Raw genomic sequence first — 15,126 nt, 5'->3', positions numbered from 1 at the left:
ACCCCGGTATCGCAATTTATTCATGGTCGCCATCAAGACGACGACGGCTGATGATGCGCAGCAGACGCCACAGCACCCAGGCCAGCAACACGACGCTCACTGCCGCCAGCACCGCCAGCAGGATCGGATGGTTTGAGAGCGCATACCAGATGCGTTCAAACCACGGCAGATGACCCACATAATAGATATCACCCACCCGCAGACCGTTAACGCCCGATTCGCGGATCACCGTCACCGAACCGTACATGGCGGCGCGCTTGCCGCTGTCGTTCATCGCCTCGTTCAGCAGGCTGTAGCCGCGCGGGCTGTCCGCCAGCAGGGCCACCACGCTGCGCTGATCGTTATAGGGCGACTGGAAGCCGACGATCGCCGCCATCGGGCCGCTGGAGCTGACGGCAGTCTGCGTGTCGGCCTGGCGGTCATTGACGTCCGGCACAATGGCCGGGAAGTCTGTCTGGCGCTGCGGCGTTTTCACCCAGCTTTGCGTGGCCTGCACCAGCAAGTCGATACGTTCATCGTTTTTCAGTTTTTCCGGTAAGGTGCCGATGATCAGGATATCGGCATCTTTATTCGCCAGCTGATTACCATCGTTGGTCAGGGTGACGTTCACCGCCGGGAAACCGGTTTGCGCTCCGATGCCGCCCATGGAATCCAGCAGCGTGGTGAGCTGAGCCGCCGTTGGCTGCGCGGGCAGCACCACCAGAGTATCAGAGAGATCCGCCATCCGGCTGAACGGGAAGCCCGCATTGGCAAAGGCGCGCAGATCCGGCATGGCGATAAAGTGATAATACTTCGAGAAATCAATGGTGGAGTCGTCGCCGATCACCACACGGTTTTGCACCGGCTGGAAGGTGATACAGTTTTCGATCGTACCGCCCGGCATCGGGTTCATGTACTGGAAGTCGAAGCGCAGCTGGTTCAGCGCCCCCAGTTTCAGCGCCGGAATAGACACTTCAGTTTTACCATCCAGCAGACCCTGTAGCACCGGCAGCCGCAGCAGCAGACGGTTAGTATCCTGGCTGCTGGTCAGACTGAAGGATTGCAGGAACTGGTTGTTCAGGCTGATATCCATGCGCGAGTTATCTTTCGTCGGCGGCGCGGTGTAACGGTAATTGAGGTTCATATCAATGCCGCTGCTGCGCAACAGATAAAGATCCGGCGGCAGATTCATCGCCACGTTGATGGAGGCGGGCTGTAAGCCGGTGGCCTGCAACTGCTCCTCATAGGTTTTCAGCTCGCTAAAGGTGATTGCCCGGTCGGTACGCACCCAGTTAGGCGCATCGTAAGGTTTACGCGCCAGCAGCGGTTTCACCTCGTCCACCACCACGCGGTCGCCACGGAACAGCAGGTTGCCCTGGGCAATGCCCTTCGCCGCCTGCAGGATGTCTTTGTCATCGCGCCCGAACACCACCAGCACTTTCATGAACGGGTTAGTCGGGTGGTTCATCATCATCACGGTCGGCGCGGTCACCGGCGGCACATCACGCAGGAATGCCGGACGTTTGTCGTTGGTGGCGAAGACAATGGCATTGCTGTCCGGCAGCGCGTCATAAGAGACCGGGAACTGCTGGCCGCGCCAGCCGGTGCGGGTACCGAACCATGAGGCGACAATACTCGCCGCCTGTTGCTGCGCCAGCGCCGGGACGCCAGCGAAGACCATCGGCAGGTTCAGCGGACGGTTGTCGCGCGGATCGAAGAAGGGCACCGGGAAAGAGGACAAGTCATTTTTCAGCGTCAGCTTCTGATAGGTCATCGCCAGTGAACTGTTGCGGCCGATATCCATCCACAGGGTGCTGCTGGCCGGGTTTTCACACACATCGCGGTAATGGCCGACAAACTCCAGGCGCACACGGTTAAAATCGGTGATATAGAGCGGATCGACGGCGACCTGCGCCTGCGTCTTTTTACCCAGCTGTTCTTTGGTGACCGGCAAAACGCCCATCAGCTCATCATTCAGATAGACCTTCAGCTGCGACTGCACGGGCAGCAATGACGGCGATGGCGTGTATTCCAGATTCAGCACCGCTTTCGACACCACTTCGTCGCTGCGCATTCCGAATTCAATGCCGCCGTCCGGATTGACGCCGCGCAGGATCATGCTGCCCGGCGGCGGCGCGATCTGCGCAAAAGTCAGGGTAACGTCGCGCGTAGGCGCATTATCGGCGACAATCGGCGCATTTGCCCCGTTTACGCCCGGCATGACCTGACCCACCGGCGTGGTCTGTGCTTCGACCGGCGTCACGGGCATCATGGATTCCGGCTGCGTCGGTGCCGGCGTGGCGGTCCCTTGTGTTGCAGGCGTTACCGTCGGCACCACGGGCGCAGCCGTAGCCGCCGGACTGGCAGGCGCCGCCATCGTCATTGCATAGGGGTATGCACTTAATCCCATTACCACTGCGCACATCCAGGAAAGTTTTCTTTTCATCGCATTATCATCATTGTTGAGCCAGTCACGAACCCGGTTGCTGTACTACCACGTCCCGCTCGGGGCGGCGCGGAACGAACGACACAAGCCAGGAAACCAGTGAAGTGAGGGACCGGAAAATCATTTTTACGGACGAAGGTGCAAATTCTGCAAGGTGGCGATAGCCACGGAAACCCAGCTTGAGAATATCCATCAAACTTTCCAGCGGTTTATCTTCCGGGAAGCTGTCCTGCCAGAGTGCCCAGGTATCGGCGCGGGCAAAGGTACACTGTACAAAATCAATATGTTGACGGGTGGTCAACGGCATCAGTTGCAGACCGATTTCATTACCGGAAACGCGCGCCACCTGCGCCGGGAAGACATACTCCTGCTGGCCGCGTTTGAGCAGCAGGTTCACCTTCTGCCCTTCCAGCACCTGCGCCTGGCCGTTAATTTTGATGCCCAGCCCGCCGTCAGAGAAGTCGTGAACGGTACAGGAGAACATATGGCCATCTTCACGGGCGATGGCCGCTGGCATCGAGATTTCCACGCGATGAGCGCGGCGTAACTGTTTACTTTCCACCGACACCGCCACCGCGCCGCCGAGCACGATCAGGTTGTAGAACACCCAGGCGATACTGACGAATACGGTAAGAATTTCATTCTCCGGCCCATAGAAATAGCGCCAGACGCCCACCAGGATACCGAGGATATTCAGCAGCACGAGGAAAATGTAGGGCCGGGAAATGACCCAGTCGACGTACTCCTCCTCCACCAGCCCACCTTTGGCGGTGACGTTAAATTTACCTTTATGCGGCGCAAACAGCGCCACCATGGTCGGCGGGGCGATATACCAGGCCAGCACCGTTTCGTAAATTTCACTCCAGAACGAGTGGCGATATTTGCCCTGGATTTTGGAGTTGGTCAGGCTGGCGTGGATCATATGCGGCACCACAAAGAGCGCGATCATCAGCGCCGGGGCGTAAATGATATAGGCGTGGAGCAACAGGAACGCCAGCGGCGCGGTGAGGAACACCAGCCGCGGAATACCGGATAAGAAGTGGAACATGGCGTTCACATAACAGAGCCGCTGCGGGAGCTTCAGCCCCTTGCCCAACAGCGGGTTATCGAGGCGGAAGATCTGCACCATGCCGCGCGCCCAGCGGATGCGCTGTCCGATATGCGCCGAGAGGCTTTCCGTCGCCAAGCCCGCCGCCTGCGGAATACGCATATAGGCCGAGCTGTAGCCGAGACGGTGTAAACGCAGAGAAGTGTGCGCATCTTCCGTCACCGTTTCCACTGCAATACCGCCAATCTGATCGAGCGGCCCGCGACGGATCACCGCACAGGAACCGCAGAAAAAGGTCGCGTCCCACATGTCGTTGCCGTCCTGCACCAGACCGTAAAACAGCGTGCCTTCGTTAGGGGTTTTACGGAAGCGGCCAAGGTTGCGCTCAAAGGGATCCGGCGAGAAAAAGTGGTGCGGCGTCTGCATCATCGCCAGCTCTTTCTCTTTCAGGAACCAGCCCATGGTCATCTGCAAAAACGAGCGCGTGGGCACGTGGTCGCAGTCGAAAATCGATACAAACTCGCCCTTCGCATATTTCAGGGCGTTGTTGATGTTCCCGGCTTTGGCGTGCTCATGGGTGGTACGGGCGATGTATTTCACCCCTACGGTCTCGGCAAACTGGCGGAAGGTTTCACGCCCGCCGTCATCGAGGATCCAGATAGTCAGCTTATCCTTCGGCCAGTCGATGCCCAGCGAGGCATAAATGGTGTTTTTCACCACGTTCAAATCTTCGTTGTAGGTCGGGACGAAAATATCAACGGTCGGCCACAGAGACATATCCTTCGGCAGCGGCACCGGCTGACGATTGAGCGGCCACACCACCTGGAAATAGCCGAGCACCAGCACCACCCAGGCGTAGGTTTCGGCAATCAGTAGGATCAGGCCGCAGACCAGGCTGACCGGATCGTTCCAGTTGAGCGTGGAGGTATAACGCCACCAGATGTAGCGACAGGAAACGGTCAGCGACAATACGATAAGCATCAGCGCCGAGAAGCGTCCGGGGATACGCCGCACCATCATTGCCACGGCCCACAGCAGAACCAGGAAGATGAACTGCGACATCGGGTTAAACGGCTGGGTGATGCACAGCAGCGCCAGAATGGCGGAAAAGGCCACGATCACGCCAAGAATAATGCGCCGCAGACGCGGATGCAGGTGCGCCAGTTCTTTCTGATTATCCAGATGGCTGGTCCGGGCGCTGAAGCGCTGCGGCAGCGCGTCGAGCCACGCATGGTAGCGGGCCATTAATTGCGAGAAGCCTGCGCGACGGCGTTTGCGCGGCGCGCCTGCCGTTGCCTGTTCGGGCGTAACCATCAGCCACAGGGTTTGCAGCAGGTAACGCGCCGGATCGAGCGGGCGCGGCCGTTCGGCGCGAATATGCGGGTAAAGCTCACGGTGGCGTTCGCGGATCGACTGCCAGCGCGGATTTTCCAGCGGCAGGAAAAGCCAGGCCAGGATCGCCCACAGGCAGCCCAGGGCGGCGCTGAACGCCGGCGCGCCGTGGCTGCGATAAAGCTGGTAGCGCGCGCCGAGGCGTTCGCTAACCGGGGGGATCAAAAACCAGGCGGACAGACGGCTCATGCGTCACTCCCGCTAACAGGTTGCGCGGCGTGCAGCAGACACCAGTTCGCCAGCGTCATGATCTCTTCGGCGGCCAGCGAGTCGCTGCGGTACTCTCCCAGCGGCTGTTTCGCCGCCAGACATTCGGCCATCGCTTCGTCGCGGTGAATAACTGTCGGCAACAGGTGGCGCTGGGTTTGCAGCCATACCTGATACAGATCGTCCTGCAACTGGCTGCCGATACGCAAATCGTTAAGCAGAATGTGCGTCCCCGCCGGCAACGCCTGCTGATGTAAGCGCACGTGGCAATTGGTATCCGGCCTGACGAGGGTCAGCACCTGATCGCACTGTTCGAGGATCAGGCGCGTCAGCGGCGTCTGGCCATGGGGCAAATCCACGAGGATCCACTGATAATGGCTTTGCGCTTTCAGGCTTTGCAGGATCGGCCCGATGCCGCTTAACGCGTCATGCAGCAGGTGCGCGTTTTCCGCCTCGCCTGCGGTGAGCTGGCCGAAGGGCAGCAGATCCAGTTGCGAGGTGTAACGTTGCCCGGCGTCGCGCCAGTCCTGCCCGTCCAGCAACGCGCGCGCCCAGCCTGCGGGCTGGGTAAAGTCGACGTTAAATGACAGGCGCAGCAGATTATCCGGGCAGGCATCAACGATCAGCACCGCTTCGCCAAGCATGTGCAGTGACCAGCCCAGCGCAGCGGTGACGGAGGTCGTACCCACGCCGCCGCGTATGCCCTGTAATCCCAGAATGGCCATTCCGGCTTCCTTATGGCAGTTGGGAGAATTCAGCGAGCAATGGCCAGCGTTTAATCGCTGCCGCCAATTGTTCCCGTTGAGAAATGTCGGTGTAATCTATTTCAGGCAATGAAAACACCCGACTGAGTGCCAGAAAATCATTCTGCCAGGTATAGTTCAGGCTTGAATCTTTCGAATTAGCGGTTTCATTATTATTCATTTTTTATCCTATCGTTTTGAATAAAAAACTGCTGGAAAGAATTTATCCGCTTGCCCGGCGAAAAAAATGTGTTTACATGCTAAATCTGATGCTCTTTAATTTCAATGTTAGGTTTATTTCTTTGCTTTCGCTAGTAAACTGAGATAACTGACGATCTGCAACAAGAGGGACGCGATGGACCCCATATTTTCTATTGGCATTCACTCCTTGTGGGACGAATTGCGCCATATGCCTGCCGGAGGGGTCTGGTGGATCAACGCTGACCGCGACGACGATGCGGTAAGGCTGGTTAATCAGACCGTTGCCGCGCAGCCCGGTGCCAGCAAGGTTGCGGTGATCAGCATGGGCAAGGAGCCGAAGAATATCATCAAACTGGACGAGCATCACGGTCCGGAAAAAATTAGGCTGTTTTTCATGCCGGATAAAGAAAATAGTCTATACTCGCTTGCCCCTGATTTACTCTGTTCGGTCGATCCTCATCACCATTTATTTATCCTGCTGTGTGCCAGTAATGCCTGGCAGAATATATCCAATGATAAATTACGTGTATGGCTTGAGAATATTCATAGGTGGACGAAATACCACAATTGTACGCTGCTGATCGTTAACCCCGGGAACAATAATGATAAACTGTTCTCCTTTCTGACGACGGAATATCGCTCATTATATGGCCTCGCCAGTTTGCGCAGCCAGCAGGATATTCATCTGTATGACGTTGCCTTCTGGTGTAACGAAAAAGGCGTCAGCGCGCGCCAGCAGCTTATTCTGGAGCCACGCGGCGACGGCTGGCAATTAGCCCGCCAGGAAGAAACCACCGTACAGCCGCGCAGCGACGAAAAACGCATTTTAAGTAATGTCGCCCTGCTGGAAGGCGCGCCGCCGCTCTCGGAATACTGGACGCTGTTCGATAATAACGAAGCGCTGTTTGAAGAAGCGCGTACCACCCAGGCCGCGACGGTCATTTTCTCGCTCACGCAAAATAATCAGATTGAAAACCTCGCGCGGCAGATCCACTCGCTGCGCCGCCAGCGCGGCAGCGCGTTGAAAATCATCGTACGTGAAAATACCGCCAGCCTGCGCGCCACCGATGAACGCCTGTTATTAGGCTGCGGCGCGAATATGGTGATCCCGTGGAATGCGCCTCTGTCGCGCTGTCTGACGCTGATTGAAAGCGTGCAGGGCCAGCAATTTAACCGCCACGTGCCGGAGGAGATCGCCACGCTCCTGACCATGACGCAGCCGCTGAAGCTGCGCGGTTTCCAGACGTGGGACATTTTCTGCGATGCCGTCGGCAATATGATGCAGAACACATTACTGCCGCCGGATGGCAAAGGCGTGCTGGTGGCGCTGCGCCCGGTGCCGGGGATCCGCGTCGAGCAGGCGTTGACGCTATGCCGCCCGAACCGCGTCGGGGACATTATGACCATCGGCGATAACCGGCTGGTGCTGTTTTTATCCTTCTGCCGGGTCAACGATCTCGATACCGCGCTCAACCATATTTTCCCGCTGCCCATCGCCGATATTTTTTCTAACCGCATGGTGTGGTTTGAGGATAACCAGATTTCCGCGGAACTGGTGAACATGCGCACGCTGCAACCGGAGAAGTGGTCACGCCCGCTGCCGGTGACCGACGGCCCGAATCCGATCCTGAATGCGGAGCACGACGGCCGCAGCTGGCGGCGTATTCCTCAACCTCTCCGCCTGCTCAGTGAAACGACGGAGCGCTCATCATGATGACTCTCAGCGATATTATTCAGTTAGTGGTGCTGTGCGCGCTGATTTTCTTTCCGCTGGGTTACGCCGCGCGGCATTCGTCGCGCCGCATCAGAACCGTACTCCGGCTAATGTTTGTTAAGCCGAAATATGTCAAACCCGCCGGAACGTTACGCCGGGCATCCACCGTCAAAGCAGACCGAAAACATGACTAATCAATCTTATACTCCCTCTGCGCCGTCGCCGCTGTGGCAATACTGGCGCGGGCTTTCTGGCTGGAACTTCTATTTTTTAGTGAAGTTCGGCCTGTTATGGGCGGGCTATCTCAATTTCCATGCGCTGCAAAATCTGGTGTTTATGGCGTTTTTGCTGATGCCGCTGCCAAAACGCAAACTGCATCGTCTGCGCCACTGGATCGCCATTCCCATCGGCTTTGCGCTGTTCTGGCACGATACCTGGCTGCCGGGTCCGCAAAGTATGATGAGCCAGGGCAGCCAGGTGGCGGGATTCAGCGCCGATTATCTGCTGGACCTGGTCACGCGTTTCATCAACTGGCAGATGCTTGGCGCGATCTTTGTACTGCTGGTGGCATGGTTGTTCCTGGCGCAGTGGATCCGCGTGACGGTATTTGTGGTGGCCATCATGATCTGGCTGAACCTGATCACCCTTACCGGCCCGGCGTTTTCCCTGTGGCCTGCGGGTCAGCCGACCACCACGGTGACCACCACCGGCGGCAATGCGGCGGCGACGGTCGCCAACGCAGGCAACAAGCCGGTCGTCGACGGTATGCCCGCCCAGACGGCGCCACCGACTACAGCGAATCTTGATGCCTGGCTGAACAGTTTTTATCAGGCTGAGGAGAAGCGTAAAACGCCGTTCCCCGCCTCGCTGCCCGCCGATGCCCAGCCGTTTGAGCTGCTGGTGATCAACATCTGTTCCCTCTCCTGGGCGGATGTGGAAGCCGCCGGACTGATGTCGCATCCGCTGTGGTCGCACTTCGATATTCAGTTTAAGCACTTTAACTCCGCCACCTCTTACAGCGGCCCGGCGGCCATCCGTTTGCTGCGCGCCAGCTGTGGTCAGCCGTCGCATAAAAATCTTTATCAGCAGGCGGGTAACGAGTGCTATCTGTTCGATAACCTGGCGAAACTGGGCTTCTCATCGCAGTTTATGCTCGATCATAACGGCGTGTTTGGCGGCTTCCTGAAAGAAGTGCGCGAAAACGGCGGCATGCAGGCGCCGCTGATGAATCAGGCCGGACTGCCGACCGCGCTGCTGTCGTTCGACGGTTCGCCGGTATATGACGATACGGCAGTGCTTAACCGCTGGATGGAGTCTGAAGAAGGTAAAAACAATCAGCGCACCGCCACTTACTTCAACCTGCTGCCGCTGCATGATGGCAACCACTTCCCTGGCGTCAGTAAAACCGCTGACTATAAAGTGCGCGCCCAGAAACTCTTTGATGAACTGGATGCGTTTTTCACCCAGCTGGAAAAATCAGGTCGTAAAGTGATGGTGGTGATGGCCCCGGAACACGGCGGCGCATTGCAGGGGGATAAAATGCAGGTCTCCGGTCTGCGCGACATCCCGAGCCCGTCGATCACCAACGTGCCGGTCGGCATTAAGTTCTTCGGTATGAAAGCCCCGCATCAGGGCGCTCCGTTGATCATCGATCAGCCGAGCAGCTTCCTCGCGATATCTGAACTGGTCGTTCGTGCGGTGGACGGCAAACTGTTCGTGGAAGACAGCGTGAACTGGGATCAACTGACCAGCAACCTGCCGCAGACAGCGCCGGTATCGGAAAACTCGAACGCGATTGTGATCCAGTATCAGGATAAGCCGTACGTACGGCTGAACGGCGGGGACTGGGTACCGTATCCGCAGTGATAAGAATTCCCTTCACCCCGTGCCGGTGAAAACCGGACGGGGTGAGGGGAGAAATCACCCCTGCTCTGCCAGCCACACCAGCATTTTCAGGCTTGCCGAATAGTAATCTTCCTGCGCGTCGATCTGCGGTTCGCCGTGCTTCACCCCAAGCGCTAAATCCCGCACGGCCAGTAAGCCGCCGCTCATATTATAGGGCGCGGTTTCGTTGGTCATGACGTTCACCCAGGCCGGGTTTTTATCGCCGCTGAACTGTCCGAACCAGTTGCGCCACGGCGTCAGCAGCGGGCTTTGCGGGTTCTGCCAGGCCACATACAGCGGAATGCGGATCGCATCGTAGCTCATGCGCGGCGGCCATTTGCTGGCAGGCTGCATTTTGCCGTCGGCATGCAGTGTGACCCAGTCAACCGGCAGCTTCGACTCCCCCCAGGCCATTTTCGCGGTCAGCGTGTTCGCATCGCGGATCAGCTCACGCCAGACGACGAGATGGCTACGCTCAGCGAACGCCTGCCATGCCGGGAAAATAAAATAGGACGGATTCAGGGTCACATCGCTATTGTGGTTAAAGCCCTGCGCACCCGGCAGCATCACGCGATAGCCCGCGAAATTAATCACCGTATGCGCGACTATGGCCTTAGTGATGGCATCCGACGCGGCGGTATAGCGCGCATCGTGCCAGCGCGCGTCAGCCTTCAGCAGCGCCCAGGCGATCAAGGCATCGCCATCAGAGGCGTTGTTTTTATCCGCAAGGGGATCAGGCTCTACCGGGTTATAGCGCCAGTAAAACAGGCCGTTTTCCTTGTTCTTCAGCGTCTTGTTCGTCCAGGCCCAGATCTTGTCAAAGCTGGCGCGGTCATTGCTGGCGACCGCCATCAGCATCGCGTAGCCCTGGCCTTCGGTATGAGAAACGTTGTTATTGCCGGTATCGACAATACGTCCGTCCGGCATCAGAAACCGGGATTTATAGGTGTCCCAGGCAGGGCCTGCCTGGGCGCATACGGTAAATAACAGACTCACCGTCATGACTATCGCGGTAGATACGCGCTTGACCATAGTTCAACTCATTGTGGGTTGTGATAACGGAACAGAACGTCTGACAGTGAATTCAGTCGTTCGCGTTGCAACGCAACATGCGCCTCGCCGCCCTGGCCCTGAAGCCAGCTGGCGTAAAGACCTTCAAGTATTGCACAAAAAGCATGGCACCAGCGCGTTTGCTGCTCCTCGTGGCGGGAGATCGGCATCGCCTGATGGCGCAGCGTCAGGCCGGTGTCGCTGGCCTCAATATCGATAAATCCCCAACCAAAATGGCGCAGCTGCGCATTGATATGCGCCTCCAGTTCGCCGACGGTTTCAGCGGGCGGCAACGGGAACTGCGCCGCCAGGGTTTCGCCCATCTGCCGCAGGAACGGCTGGCTCTCCACCTGCCCGACATTACGCACCATACCGTCGATCATAATGGTCAGCAGATCAAACCAGCCCGGCGGCGTTTGTTGCTGCTGAAACCAGCCGATCAGCGGCGCGTGTTGACTGTTCACTGTCATAGTTATTTGTCTCCTAACAAATAGCGGAAATAGAGTCCGGCGGTGCTTTCGTTATAGTTGCCGAAGGTGTCATAGCCGACTTTCCCGCCGACGGTCATGCTTTTATTCACGTTGTAATCCACGCCCGCGCGCATGGTGTAGCCGATGCCGCTTTCCGATCCGCCTTTATAGCGATAATCACGCGCGTAGCCCAGGTCATAAAGCTCTTTCATCAGCCCCTGCGCCCCGGCATCGGTCGGGAAGTAGTCGCTGCTGTCCTGGGTATAGGACTGATAGCCCACGGAACCGCCAAGGCTAAGCTTCCAGTTGTTAATTTTCTGGCTAAAATCAACCGGTAAAGAGACGCTGACGTAGTTCTGCGGGCTGAAATAGCCGCCCTGCCCGTAGGTGTAGTAGCTGAGGTTTTTCGAGAAATCCATCCAGCTGACGTTCAGGCCGGTTTGCAGCTGGCGGTAATCGTCATGGAACGGACGCAGATACACCCCGGCGCTGGCGTTCATGCTGGTGTTGCTGGCCACGTTTTCGCCGAGATAGCTGTAACCGCCGCCGCCGACATAAAAGCCCGCGTCGCCGTCATCATAGCCAAGCTGCACGTTACCGCCGTTTTTCGTCACCCGCCCCCAGGTTTTACCCGAATAGGCGTCTTTCATGCCGACATAAGAGAGCAGGCTGTCGGTGACCGCGCGGCGTTCGCCTTTGATGATCAGCGTCAGATAATCGGTCAGCTTCGGCGACCACTGCACGCCGCCCACCAGCGTACTGAGATCCTGGCCCAGCGGCGTGGTGCCAATATCCAGTCGGTAACTTTCGCCGCTCAGCGCCATCGCCAGCTCGACGCCGCTCGCTTTCTGCGAGTCGGTAGAGGAGGTGATCTTGTTATCCAGGCTGGATTTGAAGTTCGATACGCTGAGCGCCTTCAGGCGACCGGATTCATTAAGGCTGTTCAGATTGGCAAGGCCAGTGTCGGTCAGCGGGGAGAGATTTTCCGCATTGTAGCCCTGCAAATCGGCGAAGGCCGCCGCCGTCGGATCGACGGAGTTCTGCGCATTCTCAATGGATGAGGAGATATTGCTGATGGCATTATCAATAGGGTTAGTGCCATAGCGCCGCCAGGTGTCGCCCGAGGCGCTGCCTGCGCTGAGCGTGATTGGTGTGGCAGTGAACTCAAAGCGCGACTCGCCAAAGGGCGAGCTGGACCAGGTTAACGGCGCTTTGGCTTCGGTCAGCTTGCTGGTGCCGGATTCGCCATCGCGTCCACGCACTTCCACGCCGCCCTGCATCCACATGCCGGTTTTCTGCTCCATGCTCTGCATCATGTCATCCACCTGACGCAGCGTACGCGCCTGGGCGGTTTCCACAGGCAGATCGGTGCGGGTGGTGCCCGGCAGCGTACTGCCAGGTTCACCTGCCACCTGCGCCACCTGCCACGGCAGCGTCTGGCCGTAAACCGATGCGGACGCCGTCTGCCCCGCGGAGGTACTGGTGCGCACGAAGGGGTTATCCGCCACCAGCACGCCGCCAATGGTCGGCGTCGCCGCGCCGTTTGACGCATCCAGGCCCACCAGCTTGCCGCGCGCGCTGCGCAGATAAGTCATGGCCTGCTGATGGTTGCCCTTCGCCTCTTCCAGACGGGCCAGCAGCAACATCCGGTCGGCAGAGTTATCCGCCCGCAGACCGCGGGCCAGCGAGTCGGCTTTTTCGACATTATTTTCCGCCAGCGCCACGTCAATCGCACCGACGCGCGCATCCTGGCTGTCGGTGTCGCGGGTCATCAGGTAGTCATAGACCACCCCGGCCTCTTTGTTCATTTTGCCGGTCTGATAGAGACGGCCCATGGCGAACATCAGATCGGTATTCTGCGGATCGCTTTGCAGGGCGCGCATCAGCTTGTCATAGGCCGCCGCATAGTTACCCTGCTCGCGCAGCGCATCGGCTTCATTGATGACATAACCGGTGCGTAAGCCTGCCAGTTGCGTCGGCGTGCTGCGCGCCTGAATCTCCGGACGGGCCAGGAAACTCTGGGCTTCGCTGTTCAGGCCCGCCTTGTTCAGCACGGCGATCTGATCGGCATAATCCCCGGCGTTGCCCTGCACGCCTGCGCGCATATTTTCCCGCACCAGCGCTACCGCGCCAGTCAGGTCGCCGCTTTGCGCCAGCAGACGCGCAAGTTTGCCCGCATCCACCGGGCTTTCAGGCGGCGTGGCGGTCAGGGTTTTCAGCGTGTTGGCGGCGGCAAGAGTATTACCCTGCGCCAGATAGCGCCCGGCGGTCGCCATTTGCAGATTGTAGTTCACCCGTTTCGCCAGATCGCGCATCTGCCCGTTTTGACTGGCCGGAGAAATACGCGACAGCAGCGTTTGCGCCTGTTGCCAGGCACCGTTTTCACTGGCAAACAGCGCCGCCGCATACAGCGAACTGGCTCCCGCGCCAGGACGCGAGGCCGGGGCGATGACCGAGCTGGCTTCGCTGTCATTGCCGTTTTTTTGCAGCAGGCGCGATAAATCGAGACGCAGCCAGGGGTCGTCCGGCAGACGGGCGACGCCCTGTTGCAGCACGGCAATCGCCTGGCTGGTGTTACCGCTCGCCGCCAGCTGTTGCGCCTGACGACGGATCGGATCGCCCGGCAAGCCGGTGACCACGCGCGGTTGCAGCTTCGCCTGTAAACCGGCGGGCAGCGTGCGTAATACGGTCTGCGCTTCTTCGGCTTTATTCTGATCGCGCAGCACGTAATAGAGGTTTTCCCGCGCGGCGGCATTCTGAGGCTGATCGTTCAGCACCTCGCGCAGCGTCTGCTCCGCCTGCGGATAATCTTTGTTGTGACGCAGCACATCGGCGCGGAACAGCTTCGCCGCCGTGCCGCGCTCGCCGCTTTGCTGCGCCAGCGGCGCGGATAACGCCAGCGCCTGGCTGACGTTGCCCTCTTTCAGCGCCTGCTGCGCCTGGGCCAGTTGACCGTAGAAGGCGGCATCTTCAGCCTGAGCTTTACGTTCGGCAGAGGCCTCGCCCCCCTGGCTGGCCGCGCGGCTAAGATATTGCGCCGCGGCCTGATAGTCGCCGGAACGCTGGGCGATATACCCCAGCCCCGCCAGCGCATCCGCGTCTTCCGGGTTGGTTTGCAGCACCTGCTCAAACTGGCGGCGGGCATCGCTGGTGTTGCCGCTGTTCAGCGCGTTATAGCCCTCGCCTTTCGCCGCGCCGCCGATGCTTTTGCGGTAATACGCCTGTACGTCGCTGTCCTTCGGATGGCGTTGCAGGTAGTTATCGTAAAACTGTTCATCCCCTGCCTGCGGCCCCAGCCACAGCAGCGCCTGACGCAGGCCATCGTCCGCCTCTTTGTTGCCGCTCGCCATCTGCTCAAGCTGCATGATGCCGTCGCGGCGCGTCTCTTCGCGCCACGTCAGCATTTTGCCCAGCGCCACGCGGGCGGCGTTATCCTGCGGGTTTTGCGCCACGAATCGCTGGATCTCACTGAGCGCCTGCGGATACATGGCTTTGTCGCTTCCCATGGTCAGATAGTATTCCGGGGCGAGACTGGGCGGCGGCGTATCGCCGTTAAACAGGCTGCGCCAGGTGGCGAGCGCGGCGGGAATATTGCCGCTGCGCGCCTGCTGGCGGGCCAGCGTCAGTTGTCCCTGCGGCACCTGCGCCAGCTGTTTGGCATTATCCAGCGCCTGTAGCCCGCCGTCGTCCGGCGATACGGCCGCCAGCCGGGCGCGCCACTGCGCGGCCGCTTTCAGATCGCCGCCCTGCTGCGCCCACAGCGCCATCAGGTACAGCGCCTGGGTGTTATTGGCATCCACCATCAACACTTTCTTCAGCGATTCGTTCGCCAGATCGTCGTGAGACTTTTCATGCCAGTAATTGGCCTGGTCGAATAAGGCCTTCAGCACCGCGTCATTGGGCGCGGCCTGCGCCATCCCCGCTGTTGCCAGCGCCAGCACGCCCGAAACACAGAGAGTGGATAACGTGCGGGCGGTTTTTATGGTCATTAT

The 15,126-nt window shown here is 58.9% G+C and carries 10 protein-coding genes; 3 read left to right on the top strand and 7 right to left on the bottom strand.

The features are described 5' to 3' along the window. Positions 1 to 16: 16 nt before the first annotated feature. From bcsB to bcsR, 4 genes are read right to left on the bottom strand one after another with little or no spacing between them, the layout of a single operon-like run. A complete protein-coding gene (gene bcsB, locus ACQUTD_RS20115) occupies positions 17 to 2,425 on the bottom strand; it encodes a cellulose biosynthesis cyclic di-GMP-binding regulatory protein BcsB (protein WP_473277247.1) in 2,409 nt (802 codons plus the stop codon). A gap of 25 nt (positions 2,426 to 2,450) precedes the next feature. After that, positions 2,451 to 5,054, bottom strand: a complete 2,604-nt coding sequence (gene bcsA / locus ACQUTD_RS20110) for a UDP-forming cellulose synthase catalytic subunit (RefSeq protein WP_318364753.1) — start codon at positions 5,052 to 5,054, stop codon at positions 2,451 to 2,453. Next, complete coding sequence (gene bcsQ, locus ACQUTD_RS20105) at positions 5,051 to 5,797, bottom strand: cellulose biosynthesis protein BcsQ (RefSeq protein ID WP_473277248.1); 747 nt, start codon at positions 5,795 to 5,797, stop codon at positions 5,051 to 5,053. Before bcsQ ends, bcsA begins: the two co-directional genes overlap by 4 nt. Positions 5,798 to 5,807: 10 nt before the next feature. Then, on the bottom strand, positions 5,808 to 5,996 hold the full coding sequence (bcsR, locus tag ACQUTD_RS20100) for a cellulose biosynthesis protein BcsR (protein WP_072571475.1): 189 nt from the start codon (positions 5,994 to 5,996) through the stop codon (positions 5,808 to 5,810). 174 nt (positions 5,997 to 6,170) lie between these two features. Here bcsR and bcsE point away from each other — a divergent pair, with 174 nt between their 5' ends. The 3 genes from bcsE to bcsG are packed head-to-tail and all read left to right on the top strand — an operon-like array spanning position 6,171 to position 9,596. Further along, positions 6,171 to 7,730, top strand: a complete 1,560-nt coding sequence (gene bcsE, locus ACQUTD_RS20095) for a cellulose biosynthesis c-di-GMP-binding protein BcsE (RefSeq protein ID WP_473277249.1) — start codon at positions 6,171 to 6,173, stop codon at positions 7,728 to 7,730. Further along, the gene (gene bcsF, locus ACQUTD_RS20090; RefSeq protein ID WP_072571473.1) at positions 7,727 to 7,924 is read left to right on the top strand and encodes a cellulose biosynthesis protein BcsF; all 198 of its coding nucleotides are present in this window, start codon (positions 7,727 to 7,729) and stop codon (positions 7,922 to 7,924) included. The genes bcsE and bcsF overlap by 4 nt, the downstream gene beginning before the upstream one ends. Then, a complete protein-coding gene (bcsG, locus tag ACQUTD_RS20085; protein WP_072571472.1) occupies positions 7,917 to 9,596 on the top strand; it encodes a cellulose biosynthesis protein BcsG in 1,680 nt (559 codons plus the stop codon). Before bcsF ends, bcsG begins: the two co-directional genes overlap by 8 nt. A gap of 54 nt (positions 9,597 to 9,650) precedes the next feature. On the opposite strand, the gene ACQUTD_RS20080 is transcribed toward bcsG, so the two are convergent. The 3 genes from ACQUTD_RS20080 to ACQUTD_RS20070 are packed head-to-tail and all read right to left on the bottom strand — an operon-like array spanning position 9,651 to position 15,123. Next, positions 9,651 to 10,646 carry a glycosyl hydrolase family 8 gene (locus tag ACQUTD_RS20080; protein ID WP_473277250.1) on the bottom strand — a complete coding sequence of 332 codons (996 nt, stop codon included), beginning with the start codon at positions 10,644 to 10,646 and terminating at the stop codon, positions 9,651 to 9,653. 8 nt (positions 10,647 to 10,654) lie between these two features. Beyond that, entirely contained in the window at positions 10,655 to 11,134 is a 480-nt protein-coding gene (gene bcsD, locus ACQUTD_RS20075) for a cellulose biosynthesis protein BcsD (RefSeq protein WP_072571470.1), read from the bottom strand. 2 nt (positions 11,135 to 11,136) lie between these two features. After that, entirely contained in the window at positions 11,137 to 15,123 is a 3,987-nt protein-coding gene (locus ACQUTD_RS20070; protein WP_473277251.1) for a cellulose synthase subunit BcsC-related outer membrane protein, read from the bottom strand. Positions 15,124 to 15,126 lie beyond the last annotated feature (3 nt).

This window comes from Enterobacter sp. K510, assembly GCF_055804875.1.
This window is presented reverse-complemented; position numbering and strand designations above follow the sequence as displayed.

Excerpts from the sequence above, each read along its gene's own strand:
- bcsB (WP_473277247.1), bottom strand. The coding sequence starts at position 2,425 with ATGAAAAGAAAACTTTCCTGGATGTGCGCAGTGGTAATGGGATTAAGT.
- bcsA (WP_318364753.1), bottom strand. The coding sequence starts at position 5,054 with ATGAGCCGTCTGTCCGCCTGGTTTTTGATCCCCCCGGTTAGCGAACGC.
- bcsQ (WP_473277248.1), bottom strand. The coding sequence starts at position 5,797 with ATGGCCATTCTGGGATTACAGGGCATACGCGGCGGCGTGGGTACGACC.
- bcsR (WP_072571475.1), bottom strand. The coding sequence starts at position 5,996 with ATGAATAATAATGAAACCGCTAATTCGAAAGATTCAAGCCTGAACTAT.
- bcsE (WP_473277249.1), top strand. The coding sequence starts at position 6,171 with ATGGACCCCATATTTTCTATTGGCATTCACTCCTTGTGGGACGAATTG.
- bcsF (WP_072571473.1), top strand. The coding sequence starts at position 7,727 with ATGATGACTCTCAGCGATATTATTCAGTTAGTGGTGCTGTGCGCGCTG.
- bcsG (WP_072571472.1), top strand. The coding sequence starts at position 7,917 with ATGACTAATCAATCTTATACTCCCTCTGCGCCGTCGCCGCTGTGGCAA.
- ACQUTD_RS20080 (WP_473277250.1), bottom strand. The coding sequence starts at position 10,646 with ATGGTCAAGCGCGTATCTACCGCGATAGTCATGACGGTGAGTCTGTTA.
- bcsD (WP_072571470.1), bottom strand. The coding sequence starts at position 11,134 with ATGACAGTGAACAGTCAACACGCGCCGCTGATCGGCTGGTTTCAGCAG.
- ACQUTD_RS20070 (WP_473277251.1), bottom strand. The coding sequence starts at position 15,123 with ATGACCATAAAAACCGCCCGCACGTTATCCACTCTCTGTGTTTCGGGC.